Source organism: Micromonospora sp. ANENR4, assembly GCF_015354395.1.
In the GTDB taxonomy this organism is placed as follows: Bacteria; Actinomycetota; Actinomycetes; order Mycobacteriales; family Micromonosporaceae; genus Micromonospora; species Micromonospora aurantiaca.
This window is the reverse complement of the sequence record NZ_JADKYQ010000006.1, coordinates 122663-143216: the sequence shown is the minus strand read 5'-3', so window position 1 is coordinate 143216 and position 20554 is coordinate 122663. Positions and strand designations below refer to the sequence as shown.

At 74.8% G+C, this 20554-nt stretch carries 17 protein-coding genes; 9 read left to right on the top strand and 8 right to left on the bottom strand.

Annotated features, from left to right (window positions below; all coding sequences use genetic code 11):
• Positions 1–86: 86 nt before the first annotated feature.
• Positions 87–959 carry an aminoglycoside phosphotransferase family protein gene (locus IRY44_RS12360; protein ID WP_194800540.1) on the top strand — a complete coding sequence of 291 codons (873 nt, stop codon included), beginning with the start codon at positions 87–89 and terminating at the stop codon, positions 957–959.
• A 48-nt stretch (positions 960–1007) separates the two neighbouring features.
• Here the strand turns inward: IRY44_RS12360 and IRY44_RS12355 are convergent, their stop codons facing one another.
• Positions 1008–1817: an Fpg/Nei family DNA glycosylase gene (locus tag IRY44_RS12355; protein WP_194800539.1), complete on the bottom strand. Its 810-nt coding sequence runs from the start codon at positions 1815–1817 to the stop codon at positions 1008–1010.
• 278 nt (positions 1818–2095) lie between these two features.
• On the opposite strand from IRY44_RS12355, the gene IRY44_RS12350 reads away from it, so the two are divergent.
• The 5 genes from IRY44_RS12350 (at position 2096) to rocD (ending at position 7619) form a co-directional block, all read left to right on the top strand.
• Positions 2096–2845, top strand: coding sequence for a cellulose binding domain-containing protein (locus IRY44_RS12350; RefSeq protein ID WP_194800538.1), 750 nt, complete (start codon positions 2096–2098; stop codon positions 2843–2845).
• A gap of 5 nt (positions 2846–2850) precedes the next feature.
• Positions 2851–4308, top strand: coding sequence for an RICIN domain-containing protein (locus IRY44_RS12345; protein WP_194800724.1), 1458 nt, complete (start codon positions 2851–2853; stop codon positions 4306–4308).
• 113 nt (positions 4309–4421) lie between these two features.
• Positions 4422–5300: a thrombospondin gene (locus IRY44_RS12340; RefSeq protein WP_194800537.1), complete on the top strand. Its 879-nt coding sequence runs from the start codon at positions 4422–4424 to the stop codon at positions 5298–5300.
• Between the two features lie 289 nt (positions 5301–5589).
• The gene (ddaH, locus tag IRY44_RS12335; protein ID WP_194800723.1) at positions 5590–6405 is read left to right on the top strand and encodes a dimethylargininase; all 816 of its coding nucleotides are present in this window, start codon (positions 5590–5592) and stop codon (positions 6403–6405) included.
• Positions 6405–7619: an ornithine--oxo-acid transaminase gene (rocD, locus tag IRY44_RS12330; protein ID WP_194800722.1), complete on the top strand. Its 1215-nt coding sequence runs from the start codon at positions 6405–6407 to the stop codon at positions 7617–7619. Before ddaH ends, rocD begins: the two co-directional genes overlap by 1 nt.
• An 80-nt stretch (positions 7620–7699) precedes the next feature.
• On the opposite strand, the gene IRY44_RS12325 is transcribed toward rocD, so the two are convergent.
• Positions 7700–8848, bottom strand: coding sequence for an FHA domain-containing protein (locus IRY44_RS12325; RefSeq protein ID WP_135241854.1), 1149 nt, complete (start codon positions 8846–8848; stop codon positions 7700–7702).
• A 228-nt stretch (positions 8849–9076) separates the two neighbouring features.
• Here IRY44_RS12325 and IRY44_RS12320 point away from each other — a divergent pair, with 228 nt between their 5' ends.
• On the top strand, positions 9077–9841 hold the full coding sequence (locus IRY44_RS12320) for a hypothetical protein (protein ID WP_194800536.1): 765 nt from the start codon (positions 9077–9079) through the stop codon (positions 9839–9841).
• Positions 9842–9892: 51 nt separating this feature from the next.
• Here IRY44_RS12320 and IRY44_RS12315 read toward each other — a convergent pair whose 3' ends face one another.
• Positions 9893–10945: an acyl-CoA desaturase gene (locus tag IRY44_RS12315; RefSeq protein WP_194800535.1), complete on the bottom strand. Its 1053-nt coding sequence runs from the start codon at positions 10943–10945 to the stop codon at positions 9893–9895.
• 285 nt (positions 10946–11230) lie between these two features.
• On the opposite strand from IRY44_RS12315, the gene IRY44_RS12310 reads away from it, so the two are divergent.
• Positions 11231–12010, top strand: coding sequence for an SDR family NAD(P)-dependent oxidoreductase (locus IRY44_RS12310; RefSeq protein WP_194800534.1), 780 nt, complete (start codon positions 11231–11233; stop codon positions 12008–12010).
• A gap of 58 nt (positions 12011–12068) precedes the next feature.
• Here the strand turns inward: IRY44_RS12310 and IRY44_RS12305 are convergent, their stop codons facing one another.
• The 4 genes from IRY44_RS12305 to IRY44_RS12290 are packed head-to-tail and all read right to left on the bottom strand — an operon-like array spanning position 12069 to position 17735.
• Positions 12069–15455: an SCO7613 C-terminal domain-containing membrane protein gene (locus tag IRY44_RS12305; protein WP_194800533.1), complete on the bottom strand. Its 3387-nt coding sequence runs from the start codon at positions 15453–15455 to the stop codon at positions 12069–12071.
• A gap of 47 nt (positions 15456–15502) precedes the next feature.
• Positions 15503–15823, bottom strand: coding sequence for a divalent-cation tolerance protein CutA (gene cutA / locus IRY44_RS12300; RefSeq protein WP_194800532.1), 321 nt, complete (start codon positions 15821–15823; stop codon positions 15503–15505).
• Between the two features lie 55 nt (positions 15824–15878).
• Entirely contained in the window at positions 15879–16901 is a 1023-nt protein-coding gene (locus tag IRY44_RS12295) for a 1-acyl-sn-glycerol-3-phosphate acyltransferase (protein ID WP_194800531.1), read from the bottom strand.
• Positions 16902–17735, bottom strand: coding sequence for a patatin-like phospholipase family protein (locus IRY44_RS12290; protein ID WP_194800530.1), 834 nt, complete (start codon positions 17733–17735; stop codon positions 16902–16904).
• A 179-nt stretch (positions 17736–17914) separates the two neighbouring features.
• Between IRY44_RS12290 and IRY44_RS12285 the strand changes: the two genes are divergently transcribed.
• Entirely contained in the window at positions 17915–19372 is a 1458-nt protein-coding gene (locus IRY44_RS12285; protein WP_194800529.1) for a serine/threonine-protein kinase, read from the top strand.
• Between the two features lie 4 nt (positions 19373–19376).
• Here IRY44_RS12285 and IRY44_RS12280 read toward each other — a convergent pair whose 3' ends face one another.
• On the bottom strand, positions 19377–20489 hold the full coding sequence (locus tag IRY44_RS12280; protein ID WP_370584930.1) for a glycosyltransferase family 4 protein: 1113 nt from the start codon (positions 20487–20489) through the stop codon (positions 19377–19379).
• Between the last annotated feature and the right edge of the window lie 65 nt (positions 20490–20554).

The window sequence follows — 20554 nt, the reverse complement described above, 5'->3', positions numbered from 1 at the left end:
ACCGGCGAGGCGCGGGGCCCGCAACCGGCGAGCGCGAGACCGGCCCGGGGGCAGCGGATCGTCGCCCCACCGTTCAGGATGTCCGGATGCGGTGCGACATTCCCGAAGGGCTGCGCTGGGTCGAGCGGACGGAGGCCGGCCGGGCATGGCTCGCGGAGCTGCCCGGCCGGCTGGCCCACTGCGTCGCGCGGTGGGAGCTGACGGTCGGCCCGCCGTTCGCGTACGCGTTCGCCTCGCTGGCGCTGCCCGCGATGCTTCCCGACGGCACCCGGGCCGTGTTGAAGCTCCAGTACCCGGACGACGACAGCGTGCACGAGGCCACCGCGCTGGCGCACTGGGACGGGCGCGGCGCGATCCGGCTGCTCGGCCACGATCCCGGCCGGCGCGCGCTGCTCGTCGAGCGGTGCGACCCCGGCACGCCGCTGCACTCCCTGGCGGCCGACGCGGCGCTCGACGTCGCGGTCGGGTTGCTGCCAGGGCTCGCGGTGCCGGCCGGTGCGCCGTTCACGCCGCTGGCCGAGGAGGCGGCCGGCTGGGCGGAGCGGATGCCCGGCAACTGGCGGCGGACCGGCCGCCCGTACGAGCGACGGCTGCTCGACACCGCGCTCGGGCTGCTCGCCGACCTGGCGCCGAGCCAGGGTGAGCAGGTGTTGGTCAACCAGGACCTGCACGCGGGAAACATCCTGGCCGCCGGGCGCGAACCGTGGCTGGTGATCGACCCGAAGCCGCTGGTCGGTGAGCGGGAGTTCGCCGTGGTGCCGCTGGTGCGCGGCGCGGAGCTGGGCCACTCCCCCACGGCGGTCCGGCACCGGCTCGACCGGCTCAGCGCCGAGCTGGGTCTGGACCGGGAGCGGGTACGCGGCTGGGCGATCGGCCAGACGGTGGCCTGGAGCATCGGCGGCGACCAGGTCTTCCCCGGCAACGTCGAGGCGGCCCGCTGGCTGCTCGACGAGATGTGACAGCGCCGCCGCACCCGGAGCGGGCGCAGCGGCAGGTACGCCGAGAGGTCAGCCCGCCTGGCAGGTGGGGCACCAGTAGAGGTTGCGTCCGGCGAGCGCGCCCCGGCTGACCGGGGTGCCGCAGACGTGGCAGGGCGCGCCGGGGCGGCGGTAGACGTACACCTCACCGCCGTGCCTGTCCACGCGCGGCGCACGGCCGGTCACCTCCGGCAGGTCGGCGTCGCGCACCGTGTCGATCCGCCCCCGCTCGACCGCGCGGGCCATCAGCATCACGAGGTCCGCCCAGAGTTCGGCCCAGCCGGCCGGCGTCAGCTCCCGGCCGGGCAGCAGCGGCGGCAGCCCGGCCCGGAACAGCGCCTCGGTCACGAAGATCAGACCGGTGCCGGCCACCACCGACTGGTCGAGCAGCAGCGCGGCCAGCGGGGTGGGGCTGCGGCGGATCCGCGCGTACGCCCGGTCCGGGTCGGCGTCGGCGCGCAGCGGGTCGGGCCCGAGCCGGTCGCGCAGCGCCGCCGCCTCGGGCGGGGTCAGCAGCTCGCATGCGGTCGGCCCGCGCAGCTCCAGCCAGTGCCGGTCGCTGTGCAGACGCAACCGCACCTGCCCGACCGGGGCCGGCGGCTCCCCCGGCCCGTCGGCGAACTTCCCGTACAGACCCAGGTGTACGTGCAGCGTCAGCTCGCCCGCGTAGTGGTGCAGCAGATGCTTGCCGTACGCCTCGGTGCCGTCCAGGACGGTGCCGCTCAGGCGGGCCGCGCCCTCGGCGAAGCGCCCCTGCGGGCTGTCGGCGTGCACCTTGTCGCCCGCGAACAGCTCGGCGTGCCGGGCGGCGAGGCGGTGGATGCTGTGTCCCTCTGGCACAACGGCCAAGCGTAGCCAGCAGGCCGCGCCGCCGGCGACGTCGGGTGCCGGGACGGCATTGAATCGACGGTCGTCTACTGAAAGACTGGCGGCGGCAGCGCTCGGGAGCCAGTGCGAGCAGCTCGATCTCGCCGGAGGGACAAGCGCGGGGTGATGCGCCACCCCGGTGCCGGGCAGTCGTCTCCGGCAAGTCCGCCGTGCCGCCGCGGCGGCGACATCGCGGTCCACCACCACTCCGGCGCCGACCGCCCCCGGCGCCCCCAGCTCGGGAGAGACAGATGCTCCGTACCCTCGGCGCGGCGCTGGCCGCCACCCTCGCCCTGACCGGCCTGGCCGCCTCGGCCGGTGCCGACCGGTCGCCCACCACCACGGCGATGACGCCCGCCACCGCGGCGACGCCCACCCCGACGCCAACGTACGCCTGCCCGCCGGCGCTGCCGGTCACCGGTCAGGCCACCGGGGCCACCACGACCAGCCTCACCATCACCTACTGGATGGTGCTCAGCCCGCCCTGCGGTTACGACCCGCCGCTGCTCATCAGCCTCTTCACCAGCCGCGAGGACGCCACCGCGTGGCGCGATCCGGTGGCCGAGGCCGTCACCGGGCCGGAACGATCCGGCACGGTGACCATCGGCGGCCTGGCCCCTGGTAGCGAGTACTGGTTCCGGTTCGGCGACACCAAGGGCACGCGGGATCCGTACGTGATCGGTGGACCGGCGCGCACGCTGTCGCTCTGCTCCGCGACCGCCACTGTCGACAGCAGGTGGGGCGGCGGCTTCGTCGCCACGGTGACTGTGCGCAACGGCGGCACCGAGCCGGTCCCGGGCTGGCTCGTCTCGTGGCGGTGGCCCGGTGACGAGCGCATCCAGTCGGTCTGGGGCGGGGTGGCCGAGGGCTCCGGCCAGGACGCCGCGGTCCGCAACGCCTCCTGGAACGGGACGCTGGCACCCGGCGCGTCGACGACGTTCGGCCTGCTCGTGGCGAGCAGCGCGACGCCCGCCGCGATCACGCCGGCCTGCGGGCGATGACCGGCATGCGGTGGACGGCACGGCACGGCGGTGCCGGCCGCCTCCTGGCGGCAGGGCTGGCGCTCGCCGTGGCCGTCGCGGCGACGGTGGTGGGCCCGGCGGCGGGTGCTCTGGCGGCCCCGGTGACCGTCCCGAACGGCACCCAGTTCACCGACACCAGCGGCGCCGTGGTGCACGCCCACGGCGGCGGTGTGCTCAAGGTCGGCGACTACTACTACTGGTTCGGCGAGAACCGCAACCCGGACAACACGTTCCGGGCGGTGTCCGTCTACCGCTCGACGGACCTGCGCACCTGGGAGTTCCGCAACCACGTGCTCACCCAGTCGTCGGCCGCGGAGCTGCGGGTCGCCAACATCGAGCGGCCGAAGGTCGTCTACAACGCGGGCACCGGCCGGTTCGTGATGTGGATGCACAAGGAGAACGGGTCCGACTACAACGAGGCGCGGGCCGCCGTCGCCTCGTCTGCCACAGTGGACGGGAACTACACGTACCACGGCAGCTTCCGGCCGCTCGGCCAGCACATGTCCCGCGACATCACGCTCTACAACGACAACGGCACCGCGTACATGATCTCGGCGGCCGACGACAACTACGACCTGCACATCTACCGGCTCACCTCGGACTATCTCAACGTGGCCGCCCTGGTGGGCAACTTCTGGGACGGCGCGCACCGGGAGGCGCCGGCGATGTTCAAGCGGGGCTCGACGTACTTCCTGCTGACCTCGGGGGCGACGGGCTGGAGCCCGAACCAGGCCCGGTACGCCACCGCGCCGAGCATCTCGGGACCGTGGAGCGGCTGGACCGACGTGGGCAACGGCACCACCTTCAACTCCCAGCCGGCCTTCGTGCTGCCGATCCAGGGCACGTCCGGCACCAGCTACCTCTACCTGGGTGACAGGTGGGCGGGCGCCTGGGGCGGCCCGGCGAACGACTCCCAGTACGTGTGGCTGCCGATCGCCTTCCCGACCGCCACCAGCATGAGCCTGACCTGGTATCCGTCCGTCACCGTCGACACGGCGGCGGGCACCGTCACCGGCAACTCGCCCACGTACCACCGGGTGACCGCCCGGCACAGCGGCCGGGTGCTCGACGTGATCAACGGCTCCACCGCGAACAACGCCGAGGTCAAGCAGTGGGGCTGGAACGGCGGCGGCAACCAGCGGTGGGAGTTCCAGGACGCCGGTGGCGGCTGGTTCCGCCTCGTCAACGCGGCGAGCGGCAAGTGTCTCGACGTCGCCAACGCGTCCACCGCCGACGGCGCCAACATCATCCAGTACACCTGCGGCAGCGGCGCCAACCAGCAGTGGCAGTGGGCCGCGCTCGGCGGCTGGTTCCAGTTGCGGGCCCGGCACAGCGGCAAGTGCCTGGACGTGGTGAACGCCGGCACCGGGGACGGCGCGGACGTCCAGCAGTACGCCTGCGGTACGGGCACCAACCAGCAGTGGTCACGCACCGTGTCGTGACCGTGCGGCGCGCCTGAGTGTGCGGAGCGGACCCAGGGGTGTCGATTTCGGCACACCTGGGTACTTCCTGCTTGTCATGCGCGGCCTCCGCGCCTGGATCAGGAGGTGCCATAGTGAAGATCCTGTCCCGCCGGAACTCTCCGGCGACCAGTACCGATACCAACGGCGACGGCGTGGTCGACGAGCGCGACCGGGCCGCCGAGCAGCCGGCCGACCGGCCCGTGGTCACCGACCGCGACGAGGAGCGGACCACGTACCGCAGCGCCGCCACCGCTACCGACGACGAGCGCGCCCGGGACGCGGCGACCGACCGGGACGCCCGCGACCTCGACGCGACGGCGGCCACCGACGGCCGGACGACGGCGACGGCCACCGACGGCCGGATCGCGACAGCCGACGACGAGCGGGACGCGGAGGCGCGGCGGCGGGCCGCGGACCGGGGTGCGGCGGCGCGTGCGGTCACCGGCCGCCGGGTCGACGCCGACACGCGGACGGCTCCGGTGACCGACGCCCGGACCGCCGGCGCGGTGCCCGTCGCCGAGCGCACCGCCGACCTGGACCGCGACGGCCGTCCGGACCGCACCGACCTCGACCGGGACGGCCGGCCCGACGGTACGGACACCGACCGCGACGGCCGGGTGGACCGCCCGGAGCCGTACACGACCAAGCGTCCCCGGGCCAGCCTGCTCGCCACGCTGGGCCTGATCGTCTCCGTGGTCGGGGCGATGTTCGTGCTCTCCGGCACGCTCGCCGGGTACGGCATCGGCGTCGGCGCGGCCGGCGCGGTGCTGGCGGTGCTGGGCCTGATCGCCACCCGTCGGCGGCACGTGGCCGGCAAGACCGACGCGCTGATCGGCATCGCGGTCGGCCTGGCCGCCGTGGTGCTCGGCATCGTGGCGATGACCGGCCAGTTCGACTGGCCGACCACCGACGGCGACTGGGTGGGCCGCTTCCGCGAGTGGCTCGACTCACAGTTTGGCGACTGGTTCTGACGGGCACTGTCCCGATCGCCGACGCAGGGCGTCGGCAGCCTGATCAGCTCCGGTGGTTCACCGGCCGGGCAACACCTCTTTCGGGGGCGGCGGTTCGCCGCCCCCGAAGTGTGTCCGGCGTCGGCGCAACGATCGCTCGTCGTTGACCGATTCAACGCAACGATCCGCTGCCGAACGCAACTTCCCACGGTGGATGTCGTCTACCCGGGCCGCATAACGTTGGATCACGGCGCCAGCCCGTGGGCCGACGGTGGCCGGGCGCGCCCGACCCTGGGAGCACGACATGACGATGGACGCCATCCGCCAGCGCTTTCTGATGTGCCGGCCGACGTACTTCGCCGTCGACTACGCGATCAACCCGTGGATGGACCCCACCGCCCCGGTCGACACCGACCTGGCGATCCGGCAGTGGGAGCAGCTCCGGCGCACGTACCTGGACCTGGGCCACGAGGTCGACCTGATCGAGCCGGTCGCCGGCCTGCCGGACATGGTCTTCGCCGCGAACGGCGGCACCGTGATCGACGGTAAGGCCCTGGCGGTGCAGTTCCGCGACCCGCAGCGCGCCGACGAGGCGCCCGCGTACCGCGCCTGGTTCGAGGGCGCCGGCTTCGAGATGTACGACCCGAAGCACGTCAACGAGGGCGAGGGCGACGTCCTGCTGGCCGGTTACCACCTGCTCGCCGGCACCGGGTTCCGCACCGCGCACGCCTCGCACGCGCAGCTCCAGGAGGTCTTCGGCTACCCGGTGATCACCATGCAGCTGGTGGATCCCCGCTTCTACCACCTGGACACCGCGCTGACGGTGCTCGACGAGCGCACCGTGGCGTACCTGCCGGAGGCGTTCTCCCCCGGCAGCCGGGCGGTGCTGCGCCGGCTGTTCCCGGACGCGATCCACGCCACCCTGGCCGACGCCGAGGTGCTGGGCCTGAACGCGGTGAGCGACGGCCGGCACGTGGTGCTGCCCGCGCAGGCCACCGACCTGGCCGCGAAGCTGCGCGACCGGGGTTACGAGACCATCGGGATCGACCTGTCCGAGCTGCGCAAGGCCGGCGGCGGACCGAAGTGCTGCACGTTGCGACTCCGTCAGGGAAAGGCGAGCAAGTGATCATCGACGACATGCTGCGGACTCCGTCCGCGGTCCGGGACGCGGAGCGTCACACGGCGCACAACTACCACCCGCTGCCCGTGGTGATCTCGTCGGCCGAGGGCGCCTGGCTGACCGACGTGGACGGCCGCCGCTACCTGGACTGCCTGGCGGGATACTCGGCACTGAACTTCGGCCACCGGCACCCGAAGCTGATCGAGGCAGCGCACACGCAGCTCGACCGGCTCACGCTGACCAGCCGTGCGTTCATCCACGACCAGTTCGCCGACTTCTGCCGCGAGCTGGCCGCGCTCTGCGGCAAGGACCTGGTGCTGCCGATGAACACCGGCGCCGAGGCGGTGGAGACCGGCATCAAGGTGGCCCGCAAGTGGGGCTACCAGGTCAAGGGCGTCACGCCGGGCCGGGCCAACATCGTGGTGGCGGAGGGCAACTTCCACGGCCGTACGACCACGATCGTCAGCTTCTCCACCGACGAGGACGCACGCGCCGACTTCGGGCCGTACACCCCGGGTTTCACAGTGGTCCCCTACGGCGACCTGGACGCGCTGACCGCGGCGATCGACGAGAACACGGTGGCCGTGCTGCTGGAGCCGATCCAGGGTGAGCAGGGCGTCGTGGTGCCGCCGGAGGGCTACCTGCCGGGTGTGCGCCGGGTCTGCACCGAACGCAACGTGCTGTTCGTCGCCGACGAGATCCAGTCGGGTCTGGGGCGTACCGGCGCGACGTTCGCCTGCGAGCACGAGGGCGTCGAGCCGGACATGTACCTGCTGGGCAAGGCGCTCGGCGGCGGCATCGTGCCGGTGTCGGCGGTGGCCGCGAACCGCGACGTGCTGGGTGTGCTCCAGCCGGGCCAGCACGGCTCGACGTTCGGCGGCAACCCGCTGGCCTGCGCGGTCGCGACCGAGGTGGTCCGGCTGCTGGCGACCGGCGAGTTCCAGCGCCGCTCGGCCGAGCTGGGTGAGCGGCTGCACGCCGGCCTGCGCGGCCTGATCGGCAAGGGCCTGGTGGCGGTACGCGGTCGCGGGCTGTGGGCCGGGCTGGACATCGACCCGGCGCTGATGACCGGCCGGCAGGCGTGCGAGCGGCTGATGGAGCGGGGTGTGCTCGCCAAGGACACGCACGGCTCGACCATCCGGCTCGCCCCGCCGCTGGTGATCACCGAAGAGGAGATCGACCACGCGGTGGCGCAGCTCGCCGCCGTGCTCGCCGGCTGAGGCCGTACGCGAGAAGGCTCACTCCGTACGCGAGGAAGGCGCCGGGACCACGACGGTCCCGGCACCTTCGCACGTGCCCGTCACTGACGCGGCAGCCGCATCGCCATCGTCGGTGCCTCGGCCATCACCGAGTTCGGGGTGTACTTCGCGTCGCTGGTCATGTCGTCGGCGCGGCCGACCTGCACGCCCGGGTACAGCTCGATCAGGTCGCCCTCGGCGAGCACCCGGGACTGCTGCGGCGCCAGCGCGATCCGCTCGTGCTCGGCCATCGAGCCGCCGGGGCGTACGCCGGAGCCGTTGGTGCTGGTGTCGGTGACCACCACCTCGCCCACCCGCAGCTCCAGGCGGATGTGGCTGCGGCTGATCCAGCGGCGGGCCTCGTCGTTGAGCCACTGGCCGAGCGTCACCCCGCCCGGGCCGTCCGGCGCCCGGCCGATCGCCACCGGCTCGGTCTCGGTGAGCACGAACCGCTTGCGGACCAGGCCGCCGATGCGCGCCGCGAGCACCGCGGTACGCGGGCGCGGGCCGGCGTCGGAGAGCCGCGCGCCGTGCCGGGGGCAGGTCGGCGCGCCGGTACGCAGCGTGGGCGGCGGCTGCTCGGCCGGCACCCGGTCCACGGCGGCCAGGTCGGCGAAGGCTCCGCCGCCCCCACCGCCGCCGAACAGCGCGCAGCCCGGCTCGGGACAGCGCCACTTCCGGGAGAGCACCTTGACGCCGGCGGGTGAGCGGCTCCCGGTGGCCGGGTCCTGGCCGCCGCCGACGTGCGCGATGAAGACCGGCCCGCCGGCGCCCGGCACCGGGGCGAGCACCCGGCCCGCCTGCGCGACCCACGGGTACCGCCCGACGAGCCCGTCCAGCCGCGCCCGGGTGAGCACCGGCAGGCCGAGCAGGTCGGCCACCTCCAGCATCCGGTCACCGGGCTGGTCGAGCACCTCCACCAGGCCGTCGTCGGCCCACCGGCGCACCACCATCCGCTCGTTGGACGTCAGGTCGGCGTCGGACAGCAGCGCCCGGTGCACGATCGCGTAGACCGGGACGCTGTCCTCGCCGATCTGCCGGGACAGCGCGTCGATCACCATGCCGAGCCGCAGCAGGCTGGCCGGGCGTCCGCCGTCCAGGTTCTGCCAGCGGATGACCTCGGCCAGGTCGACCACGGCCCGGGCCAGCGACGGGTCGGTGCAGACCCGACCCTCGATGGCGTCGAGCACCTTGCTGATCTCGAATCTCATGCCGCAGCTCCGCACGATGTCGTCCCGTGACGCGGCCGGGGCCGTTCACCCCGCCGCGCCGCGCGCCACCACCGCGACGCGCCCTCCACCATGCGACGACCCTACCGGCCACCCCCGCCGGAGGCCTCGCCGCGCACCGCGGAAAAGGGGCGCACGCCACCCGGCGGGTGCCGTTACATTGATCGTCCGGCCCCGGTGCGGGGCCCTCTTCGCGGAGGAACATCACTGATGACGAAACGACGGCTGGCGACCACGGGGGTCGCGCTCGTCGCGGTGCTCGGCCTCGGTCTGACCGGATGCGGCGACCGGACCGGAGCGGACGCGCCAGCCGAACGGGCCGCGGCTGCGGGCTCCGCGAGCCCGGCGACGACGCCGCGTGACGAACTGACCGCCGCCATCGGGAAGCTCAACGAGCAGACGCTGCGGGTCAAGCTGGACTCGGCCATGCTCACCGCGCACGGCGTCACCGATCCGCGGGCCCGCACCATGCAGACCACCCTGACGATGGCCGCGTTCGGTGAGGTGCGGATGCTGGTCATCGGCAACGACACCTGGGTCAAGTTCGACGGTGCGCTGGGCGAGCAGCTCGGCGGTTCCCGGAAGTGGCTGCGCATGGACACCGGCGACGGCGTGATGCCGGTGGACGACCCGGGCGGCGTCAAGAAGCTGCTCGCCGCGGTGGTCGACGTCCGCGGCTCGGGTGACCGCTCGTACGCCGGGACGCTCGACTACACGCGCAGCGGCGCCACCGGGAAGGCGCTCACGGCGGCGGGCGACAAGGCGAAGGCGCTGCCGTTCACCGCGACCGTCGACGAGCAGGGGCGCCTCAGCACGTTCAAGATGGACATGACTCCCATCGATGCGTCGCTCGGCGAGATGTCCGTCGCCTACTCCGAGTTCGGCACGCCGGTGAAGCTGAGCCCGCCCGCCCCCGGCGCGGTGGAGGAGGCACCTGCGGCAATCGCCGCGGCCTTCTCGGGGTCCGGGTCCTGACCTGACGCCGGGCGGAGGCGCCCCCACTCGCCCCCGCCCGGCCCGCCGCGCTCAGGCCGCGCGCAGCGGCCGGCCCACGTCGTGCAGGTGCGCCAGGGCCTGCCGGTACGACTCGAACAGCCCGGTCTCCGCGTACGGGACGCCCTGCTCGGCGCAGTACGCCATCACCAGCGGCCGGGCCCGGCGCAGGTTGGCGCGCGGCATGTTCGGGAACAGGTGGTGCTCGATCTGGTAGTTGAGCCCGCCCAGCGCGAGGTCGACGAACCGGCCGCCACGGACGTTGCGCGACGTCAGCACCTGCTTGCGCAGGTAGTCCAGCTCGTCGTCGGCGGTGGGCATCGGCATGCCCTTGTGGTTCGGGGCGAACGAGCAGCCCATGTAGAGGCCCCACAGCCCCTGGTGCACGGCGACGAACAGCAGCGCCTTCGCCGGTGACATGACCGCGAACAGCAGCCCGAGGTAGCCGGCGGCGTGCACGGCGAGCAGCAGCGCCTCCACGGCCCGGTGCCGCATCGGCACCCGCCACCGCCCGTCCGGTTCCCGGCCGACGAGCGCCTGCACGCTCGCCACGTGCAACGCCAGCCCTTCCAGCAGGAGCAGCGGGAAGAACAGCCACGCCTGGCGGCGGGCCATCCACCGGCTCAGGCCATGCGTGGCCATCGCCTGCTCGTACGTCCAGACCAGCGCGCCCGCGCCGACGTCCGGGTCCTCGTCGGTGTGGTTCGGGTTGGCGTGGTGCCGGTTGTGCTTGTCGACCCACCAGCCGTAGCTGAGCCCGACCGCGAGGTTGCCGGCGACCAGTCCGGCCGCCTCGCTCGGCCCACGCCGGCGGAACATCTGCCGGTGCCCGGCGTCGTGGCCGAGGAACGCCACCTGCGTGGTGGCCACCGCCATCACCACCGCCAGCGGCACCTGCCACCACGAGTCGCCGACGAGCGCCACCACGACCCAGCCGGCCAGGAACGCACCGAGCGTGAGCGCGATCCGCAGCGCGTACCGGCCGGGCCGCCGCTCGAACAGCCCCGCCTCGGCGATCCGGCGGGACAGCCGCGCGTAGTCGCTGCCCCGCCGAGCCGCGGGTTCCGTCGACGTGGAAGTAGTCATGTCGCCCCCGATGCCGCGAGCCACGCTCCGTACGCGACTCTCCGTCACCGATTTTGCCGATGACCGTCGCCGTGGGTAATCCCGCAGGCCCCCGGCTCGGGGGTGGTGCTGTCCCTACCCCTCCGGGCCGACGCAGTGCAAACGATCTTCGTCACACCGCAGTGGGCCCTCTCGCCGGTGGGCGCACCCCCTCTGACCAGCTAATCTGTACGTAAAGATGAGTGACACTCAGCCGAACGGCCGATAGGCCGGCTGCACGGTCATCGAGAGACGGGAGACAGCGCGGTGCGTGGATTGACGGACAAGGTGGTGCTGGTGACGGGCGGCGGTTTCAGCCCGGACCAGGTCGGCTCCGGACTCGGCATGTCCATGTGCGTCGAGCTGGCCGCCGAGGGCGCGAAGGTGGTCGTCTCCGACCTCTCCCTGGAACGTGCCGAGGCGACAGTCACCCGCGTCAAGGAAGCCGGCGGCGACGCGGTGGCGGTGGCGGCCGACGTCACCGACGAGGACTCGGTACGCGCCATGGTGAGCGCCGCCCTCGACGCGTACGGGCGCATCGACGTGCTGGTGAACAACGCCGGTGTGTTCGGCGCGTACGTGCCGCTGCTGGAGATCGAGAACAAGCAGTGGGACCTGGTCATGGAGGTCGACCTGAAGGGCGTCTTCCTGGTGACGAAGGCGACGCTGCCCCACATGCTGGAGCGCGGCAAGGGTGTCGTGATCAACGTGTCGTCGGCGTCCGGCGTGGTCGCCAGCGAGGTCGGCGCGGAGTACACCACCGCCAAGCACGGCGTCATCGGGCTCACCAAGCAGATCGCCTACGACTACGGCCACCAGGGCATCCGCGCTGTGGGCATCGGCCCCGGCGTGATCAAGACCGCCGCCTTCGAGGGTGCGGAGATCACCAGCGACTTCCCGTTCTACGACCTGACCATGCAGGCGCCCGCCGGCCGGTACGGCGAGCCGCACGAGATCGCCCGCGCGGTCTGCTTCCTCGCCAGCGACGACGCGTCATTCATCCACGGCCACACCATCCCGGTGGACGGCGGCTCGCCGATCAGGTGAGACGCACGGATGCGGCCCGGGCCGGGATCGTTCCCCGTCCGGGCCGCATCCGTGCCGGTCAGCCGAGCCGGGCGACCGCGTCGCGCAGCCGGACCAGGTCGCGCCGGCGCCGCTCGTAGGTGGCGGCCAGCCCGATCAGCAGCAGCCCGCCCACTCCCAGGAAGATCCAGCGGGGCAGCAGGTCCCAGCCCCGGGCCAGCTCGTGCAGCGCCAGCGGCACCAGCGTGGCCGCGCCCAGCACCACAGGCGCCTGCCAGCGCCGGGTCGCCCCGCCGAGCACGACGACGAGCGCCGCCGCGCCGAGTGCCAGCCGCCGCCACGGCTGCGGCTCACCGGAGACCAGAACCGACACGAGGCTCGGCAGGAAAGCCGCACCGAGCCCCGGGCCGAGCGCCGGCCAACTGGTCAGCCCGGGCCGGCGCCGCAGCGCCAGCAGCCCGGCGCCCAGGGCGAGCGCCGCCGCCGGCAGCGTGTACGCCTCCAGCACGACCACCCCGCCCGCGGCGAGCAGCAGCCACGCCCCGACCAGCTCGCTGCCGGCGGCCACCGCCGCCAGCACGCGACGTCCGGCCGGCGACTCGCCCCGGCGCGGCACCCGGACCGCGACGGCCACCCCCCACAGCACGCAGACCGCCGCCGCGTGCCGCAACGAACCGCCGGCGAGCAGCAGCGCGAGCAGCGCCACTGCCTGCGCCGCCGCCTCCATCGCCCACACACCCGGCCGCCCGGATCGGCGCACGCGCAGCAGCGGCACCGCGTGCAGCGTCACCGCCGCGACGGCCAGGGCGGCGAACGCCGCGGTACGCAGCGGCAGCCCCGCCGCCAGCGACGCGGTGACCGCGAACCCGGTGGCAGTCGCGACCGCGCCCAGCCACCCCGCGATCCGGACCACCGCCGGCCGCCCGGCCGCCCCGGTCACGGCACCGGCCACCACCAGCGCCCCGAGTGCGGCGAGCGTCAGCGCCCGGGTGGCGAGCAGGCCACCGAACCCGGGTACGGCGAGCACCGCCCCGAGCGGCACGAGCACCGCCGGGCGGGCAGGGGTGAGCGCGGCGACCAGCAGCGCGCCCAGCCCGATGCCGAACGCGACCGCCGGCACCACCGGCCAGGGCGCACCGGCCGCCTCCGCCAGCACCGGCAGCGCGACAGCGCCGAACGGCAGCGCGGCGAGCCACCAGGCGACGCGGCGATCCGTCGCGGCGTACGCCCCGGCGGCGACGCCCAGGAACAGCAGCACCAGCCCGGCGCGGGCGGTCCCGGCGGACGCCGCCGCGGCGGCGGGCACCCCGGACCAGGGTTGCACCGGCAGGTCCACGAGCACTGTCAGCACCACCGGGGACACCGCCAGCAACGCCACGACGGCCAGCGCGCCGCCGACCGCGCGCAGCGCGACCGCCGGCCGGGAGCCGGCCCCGGCGGCGAGCGCCAGCAGCACCCCCGCCGTGGCGTACGGCGCCACCGGTTCCCCGCCCGGCGCGACGAGCGGCACGAGGCCGGTCCCGGTGAGCGCCACGGCGAGCCCCGTCGAGGCGTACCCGCTCAGGTCGGTCCACAGGCGACGGACGGCGAGGACGACGACGACCGGCACCACGACTGCGGCGAGGGCACCCCGCAGCTGCCACCAGAGCGGCGCGCCCAGGCCGAGCAGCGCGACCGCCACAGCCGCCGGTACGGCGAGCAGCGCCACCGCGAGCGCGAGGCCGCCCACGACCGGCTGCGCGTCCCGCCCGCGCCGGCCCAGCGCGGCGAGCGCCACGCCGAGCACCGCGGTCACGGCGAGCACGGCGACGGCCCCGCCCGGGGCGGCGCAGCCGACGAGCAGCGCGTGCCCGAGCAGTACCGCCCCGGCCGACGCGGTGACCGGGACGACGACCCGTCCCCCACGCGGCCGGGCCACCGCCGCCAGCAGCAGCGCGGCGGCGGTCGCCAGATCCACGACCAGCACCAGCGGCCACGGCGTCGCCGTCACGGCCGGCGCGGCGAGGGCGACCAGCCCGGCGGCGGCCACACCGGCGAGCGGCCGGACGGCCCGGGGCGTCAGCAGCGCGACCGCCCCGGCGGTCAGCAGCAGGGCTACCGGAAGCTGCCAGCCCCAGGACGGGACCGGCACGTCCCGGCCGCCCTGCCAGGCCGGGAGGCCGACGCTCGCGGTGGCCGCGCCGACCAGGCCGGTGAGCACGACCGCCACCTGGCCCAGCGCGGCGGCCACGGCGAGCGCGCCCACGAGCGGACCGGTCCGGACCGGCGCCGGCAACGCCCGGACCGCTCCGGCGAGCGCCGCCACCACGAGGCCGGCGGCGATCAGCAGCAGCCCGGGCCGCCACTCGGCGACCGGCCGGATCAGCGCGAGAGCGAGCACCGGCACCAGCAGCCCGGTGGTCGTCGCACGCCAGAGGCGGCCACCCGCGGCGAGCGCGCCGGCGACCAGCGCCAGCGCCACCACCAGCAGCGGGCCGCCGGCCAGCAGCGGCGTGCCCGCCGCGTGGCCGACCGCCAGCGGCACCAGCGCGCAGCCGGCCGCCAGGACCAGCGCCAGGCCGTGCCCGGTCCAGCCCAGCACCCGCCCGGCCGCGAGCGCCGTGCGGCTGCCGGAGGTACGGCGGCGCAGCACGACCACGACCGCGAGGTCACCGAGCGCCACGGCGGTCAGCACCAGCGCCCAGCCGGCGGCGGTGGGCCGGAACGCGGCAGCGGCCAGCGGCAGCACCGGCTGCGCGAGCAGCCACGCCGCGAACCAGGGTGCGGTGAGGCGACTGACCAGCGCGTAACCGGCGGCCACCGCGGCGCTGCCCGCCGCCACCAGCGCCGCGTACCGGCTGCCGGGCAGGCCGGTCACCCCGAACAGGTTTACCGACCAGGCGGCGGATCCGTCCAGGACCACCAGGAGCAGCGCCACCGAGGCGAGCGTCTCGGCGGTGCCGCGCAGCCCGCGGGCCCGGGCGACGAGCGGCGCGACCAGGGCCAGCGCGGTGACGGCGAGCAGGATCAGCGCCCGGCCGGCCACCCCGAACGTGCTCCAGGCGACGGCGGTGAACACCACGGCGGCGGTGCCGAGCAGCAGCCCGCCGAGGACGAACAGCAGGCCCTGGACCGCGCGGGTGGAGGTCTCCGCGCCGCCGGGGCGTACCGCGGCGGGGGCCTGCGGGATCTGACGCGGCGGCGCCGCCGGGAGCGGCGCGGGACCGGCGGCGCGCGGCGCGGGGATCTCCTGACGGACCCGGGCGGCCAGCGCCGCCCGTCGCTGCCGGGCCGTGACCAGCCGGCCGGACAGATCCTGGTACGCGAGCCGGGCCGCCTCGACGCGCGGCACCAGCTCGGTGATCTCCCGGTCCAGCCGGACCACCTCGGCGGCAGGCGGGTAGGGCGGACGGCCGCAGCCGCGGCATCCGGCGACGAGGTCGGCCGGGGCGCCGCAACCGGGGCAGGGGTAGCCGGTGTTCTCCACCCGGCCAGCTTCGCGGGCGGCGGAGCGGACGGACAGAGTAGGAGTACCTAGGGGCGGGTCTGCTCGCGCACCCAGGCGGTGTAGCCGGGGTTGCCGCTGTCCTCCCGGCTGACCAGGATCTCCGGCACCTCGTACGGGTGGTTGGCGCGGAGCTGGTCGACCAGGGCGTCCACCCGGTCCGGCAGGGTCTTGAACCGCACCTGCCACTCGGCGGTGGTCTGGATCGCCGACTGCCACCAGTAGGTGCTGTCCACCGGGCCGCCGACCTGGGCGCAGGCCGCCAGCCGGCCGGCCACGGCCGCGGCCGCCAGCACGTCCGCGACCCCGCGGGCGTCCACCACAGTCGTCACCACGCAGATCTGCTCCACGAGCGCACCCTACGCGGCCCGCTGCCACCGCGCCGAGCAGGCGCGGGGAATCGGCTCAGGCGTCGACGGTGCCGTCGCGGTTGTCCGCGATCCACCTGTCGATGCGGGCCCACCAGTCGAACAGCCAGTCGACGCGTTCCTGCTTGCCGGCCGGGATCTCCTCCGGCGGCACCGACCAGAACCGCATCACGATCCGCTTGTCCATCGGCAGCTCGCGCCACACGTCCCCGACGGTGAGCATCTGGTCCAGCCCGGTGTGCGCCACGAAGATCACGCCGGCGTCCGGCGCGGCGTCGAGCGCGGCGAGCAGCCCGCCCGGCTGCGGGGCGAGCACGTGCCGCATCCGCTCGGCGCGGCGCGCCATCCGTTCCAGGCCGAGCGACCGAAGCCGGTCGATCGCACGCAGCCGCCGCGCCGGGGTGAAGTTGCCGCCCTCCGGGAAGATCACGAAGGCGTCGTCGTCGTCCAGGCCGGTGGCCAGGTGCCCGACCTGCCGGGCCACCGACTCACGCCCGTCCGGCCCGGCCGCGATGAACCGGTTGGGCAGCCGGTTGAGCAGCACGTCGATCGCCGGATCCCACTGGAGGGTCTCCTTCAGCACGATCCGGGGTTCCCGGTTGAACCAGTTCACCAGCGCGTGGATCAGGATGAACGAGTCGCCGGGCCCGGCGTGCCGGCAGACCACCAGCTCGGGGCGGCCGGGCAGCGCGGTGTCCGGATCGGTGCCGACCACGTCGATGCTCAGCCGCAGCGTCCACCGCGCCTGCCAGAACATGATCCGCAGGAACCAGCCGGCCAGCACGTAGTGGGCCCGCTGGAAAGCCGGCGCGCGCTTGTACACGCCGAAGCCGGAGGCGAGCCAGAGCAGGAACAGGGCGAGCAGCGCGGCGGCGTCCCAGACCAGGTAGACGGTGCCGATCCAGAGCAGCCGCAGCGGCCGGAGCCGTCCCGGCACCAGCGGCGACGCGGCGAGCGCCAGCAGCGCCCAGCCGGGAAGCGTGGTCACCACGAGGAAGGCGAGCAGCACCACACCAGGGGCGAGCACCAACCGGCGTAGCCAGCGGGGTGGCAGCGGCATTCAGCGCTCCAGCGCGGTGTCCAGGTATCGGCGGGAGGCAGTGTACGCGCGACTGATCCGCCGTCCCACCGCCGCCGTGTCCCGGTACGCCCACGGGCTGTCGTCGCGCGGCTCCAGCCCGCCGGTGGGCAGCACGTGCACCTCGACGTCCTCGGGCAGCGCCGCCATCTCCCGCGCGAACCGGTGCCGGCGGGCGATCTCGAACGCCACCTGGGCGATCTCCCAGGGGCGGCGCGGCGGGGTCAGCTCGCGTTCGATCCGGCCCACCTGGAGTACGAAGATCTGCTTCGCGCCGAGCAGCACCGCCTCGCCGACCGGGATCGAGTTGACCACCCCGCCGTCGATGTAGTGCTGGCCGTCGATCTGGGTGGGAGGCAGCAGCCCGGGCACCGAGGCGGAGGCGAGCACCGCCGGCACCAGCGGTCCGGTGTGGAACCAGTGCTCGGCTGCGCGCTCGATGTTCGCGGCGCAGCAGCGGAACGGCACGGCCAGGTCGGCGAACGTGGTGCCCTCGCCCAGCGCGCTCTCCAGCAGGCGGTACAGCGGGCGGGGAGAGTGCAGGTGGGTACGGGCCGCGAACCGGCGCAGCTGCCGGGCGACCGAGTCGCCGTACACCTCGCTGGCCTCGGGCGAGGCCCAGAGCCGGACCAGCCGGTCGGTGACCGCCTCGGTCGGGTCGGCGGCGACCAGGGCGCCGTTGACCGCGCCGATCGACGTACCCAGCACCATGTCGGGTCTGATCCGGGCGCGGAACAGGGCGCGCAGCATGCCCACCTCGACCGCGCCGAGCACTCCCCCGCCGCCGAGCACGAACGCCACCGGACCTGCTGCCATGCCGTTCATCCTGGCACGCGGCCCACACCCGGCCGCCCGGCCGCCCCGCCCGTGACCGGACCGTCACGCGGCACCGTCCGAGTTGTGACGCAGCGCGATCGTCAACCGGACGACTGTTGACAGGTCAGACACATTCCCGCAACCTGATAGCGCTCCCGAGCCCAGGCAGGTGCGAGCTGATGGCGACACTCCAGGCCGGCCGTCTGCTGGCCCGGCGGTACCGGCTCATCGACCGGATCGGTGCCGGTGGCATGTCGGTGATCTGGCGTGCCCGCGACGAGGTGCTCGACCGGATCGTGGCGGTCAAGGTGCTCGCTCCCTCCCTCGCCGCCGACGCCCGGTTCCGCGACATGGTGCGCGAGGAGGCCCGCTCCGCCGCCCAGCTCGACCACCCGCACGTCACCGCCGTGCACGACTACGGCGAGACGGTGGCCCCGGACGGCACGATCACCTCTTTCGTCGTGATGGAGCTGCTCAGCGGCGAGGAGCTGGAACACCGGCTCACCGAGGGGCCGCTGCCCTGGCCGGAGGCGGTGGAGACGGGCGCGCAGGTGGCCGAGGCGCTGGCCGCGGCACACCGGCTCGGCATCGTGCACCGCGACGTGACCCCGGCCAACGTGATGATGACCGGCACCGGCGCGAAGGTGCTCGACTTCGGCATCGCCACCCGGATCGGCGCGCCGGACGACGACGAGGACGGCGGCACGTTCGGCACCCCGGCGTACGTGGCGCCGGAACGGCTCGACGGCGCGCCCGCCCAGCCGGCCACCGACGTCTACTCGCTGGGCGTGCTGCTGTTCGAGACGCTGACCGGGCACCCGCCGTACCCGGCGGAGACCTGGGAGCAACTGAGCGCGGCCCTCGCGGACTGTCCGGAGCCCACACTGGACGACGTACCGGGACTGCCCGGTCCGGTCGCTGACATCTGCCTGTGCTGCCTGGCCCGCGACCCGCGCCGGCGGCCCACCGCGCACCGGGTCGCCGCCGTGCTGCGCGACCAGTTGCTGCCCGCCGACCCACAGGCCGCCACCATGCTGGCGCCGACCATGACGCTGCCCGCGCTGACCTCGCGGCCGCCGGCCGGCCCGGAACCGGCCGGGCCGCCCGCCCCGGGCCCGGCCCCCGCCGCGCAGCCGGCGCCGAGCCGGCGCCGCACCCTCACGCTGGCCGCCGTCGGCGTCACTGTGGTCGCCGCCGCGGCGCTGCTGGCGCCCGCGCTGACGCCGGACCGGACCACCGGCCCGCGGGTGCTGCCGACCGCCGGGCCGGTGCAGCCGTCGCCCGCCGACCCGCCGGTGGCCGAGGAACCGGCCACCACGCCGCCGGCCGCGCCGACGTCAGTGCCGCCGAGCGAGGGCGCCCGCCCGCCGGCCGCCGGTCAGGCCGACGCCGCCGAACGGGTGGACGGGCTGATCGAGGCCGGGCTGACCGAGGGCCAGATCCGCGAGGACGTCGGGGTGGACCTGCGCAACCTGCTGCGCAACGCGGTCGCCGCGAACGGCGAGGGCGAGGTGACCGCCGCCGTGGACCGGCTCCGCGGCAAGATCGACGAGCGTCGCCGGGAGGGCAGCATCAGCCCCGGGTACGCGCGGCGACTCGACGCCGCGGCGGCGGAACTCGTGGCCGGGCGGACCTGACCGGTCAGCCGGCCACGGCGGGCGCGACCGTCCGGGCTGCCCGGGCGGGCGCCCGCGCGGCCAGGAACCCCCGGTAGACCGTCTCGTAGTCGGCGGCCATCCGCTCCACCGAGAAGTTCTCCGCCACGTGCGCGACGCAGTCCGCCGGATCCAGGTCCGCCGCCGCCCGCAGCGCCGCCGGCAGCTCGCCGGGGTGCTCGCAGACGAAGCCGGTGATCCCGTCGCGGACCAGCTCCGGCACCGCGCCCCGGCCCAGCGCCACCACCGGCGTACCCGTCGCCATCGCCTCCACCATCACCATGCCGAACGGCTCCGCCCACTGGATCGGCATGATCAGGCAGCGGGCGTCCAGCAGCAGCCGCAGCGCGGTGGCACGGTCCGCGTTCACCACGAGCGTCACGTCGTCGCCGAGCAGCGGCCGGACCACCTGCTCCAGGTAGCGGCGCTCGGCCGGCTCGTTGCTCTTGCCCGCGAGCGTGAGCGGCAACCCGGCGGCCCGGCAGGCCGCGATCGCCACGTCCGGGCCCTTGTCCGGGCTGAACCGGGCCAGCCAGAGCACCGGGCCCGCGCCCGGGCTGCGCTTGCGCGGGATGTCCCGCAGCGGCATCGCGTTGTGCACGGTGCCCGCCCAGGGCAGCCCCGGGTTCGCGCGGCGCTGGGCGTGCGAGATCGCGACCAGGCCCACCCCCCGGTCGGTGTTGCCGAGCACGGTGCCGTACTCGCCGACCGGGTTGCCGTGCACGGTGGCCACTGTGGGCACGCGGCGGCGGCCGGCCACCATCGGGCCGATCGTGGTGTGGTCGTGGATCAGGTCGAAGCCGGCCGGGTCGACCAGGCGGTCCACGTGGGCCAGGTGCGCCAGTTCGGGCAGCGACTCGCCCATCCGCTCGTACTGGAGGTCGTCGCAGGTGGAGACGAAGTCGGCGGCGGTGCCGTGCTCGGTGCCGGCGCCGAACAGCGTGACGCGGTGCCCCCTGTCGACAAGCGCGTCGACGAGACCCGCCACCACGGTCTCCAGTCCGCCGTAGCCGGGCGGCGGCACCGACAGCCACGGCGGCACCACCATGGCAATCCGCAACGGCCCGGCCTGGGCGCGCTCCGGGGACTGCTGGTTCACGGCCACGAGTCCTCCCCGTCGGTCCCCGGCGTACCCCGCTGCGCGCGGGTTCCCGGCCCGGCCCG

What these genes read in the sequence shown, in the direction of transcription:
- IRY44_RS12295 (WP_194800531.1), bottom strand. Translation starts at nt 16,901, where the DNA reads ATGCCGCTGCCACCCCGCTGGCTACGCCGGTTGGTGCTCGCCCCTGGT.
- IRY44_RS12285 (WP_194800529.1), top strand. Translation starts at nt 17,915, where the DNA reads ATGGCGACACTCCAGGCCGGCCGTCTGCTGGCCCGGCGGTACCGGCTC.
- IRY44_RS12325 (WP_135241854.1), bottom strand. Translation starts at nt 8,848, where the DNA reads ATGAGATTCGAGATCAGCAAGGTGCTCGACGCCATCGAGGGTCGGGTC.
- IRY44_RS12360 (WP_194800540.1), top strand. Translation starts at nt 87, where the DNA reads ATGCGGTGCGACATTCCCGAAGGGCTGCGCTGGGTCGAGCGGACGGAG.
- ddaH (WP_194800723.1), top strand. Translation starts at nt 5,590, where the DNA reads ATGGACGCCATCCGCCAGCGCTTTCTGATGTGCCGGCCGACGTACTTC.
- IRY44_RS12320 (WP_194800536.1), top strand. Translation starts at nt 9,077, where the DNA reads ATGACGAAACGACGGCTGGCGACCACGGGGGTCGCGCTCGTCGCGGTG.
- IRY44_RS12290 (WP_194800530.1), bottom strand. Translation starts at nt 17,735, where the DNA reads ATGGCAGCAGGTCCGGTGGCGTTCGTGCTCGGCGGCGGGGGAGTGCTC.
- IRY44_RS12315 (WP_194800535.1), bottom strand. Translation starts at nt 10,945, where the DNA reads ATGACTACTTCCACGTCGACGGAACCCGCGGCTCGGCGGGGCAGCGAC.
- IRY44_RS12345 (WP_194800724.1), top strand. Translation starts at nt 2,851, where the DNA reads ATGCGGTGGACGGCACGGCACGGCGGTGCCGGCCGCCTCCTGGCGGCA.
- IRY44_RS12350 (WP_194800538.1), top strand. Translation starts at nt 2,096, where the DNA reads ATGCTCCGTACCCTCGGCGCGGCGCTGGCCGCCACCCTCGCCCTGACC.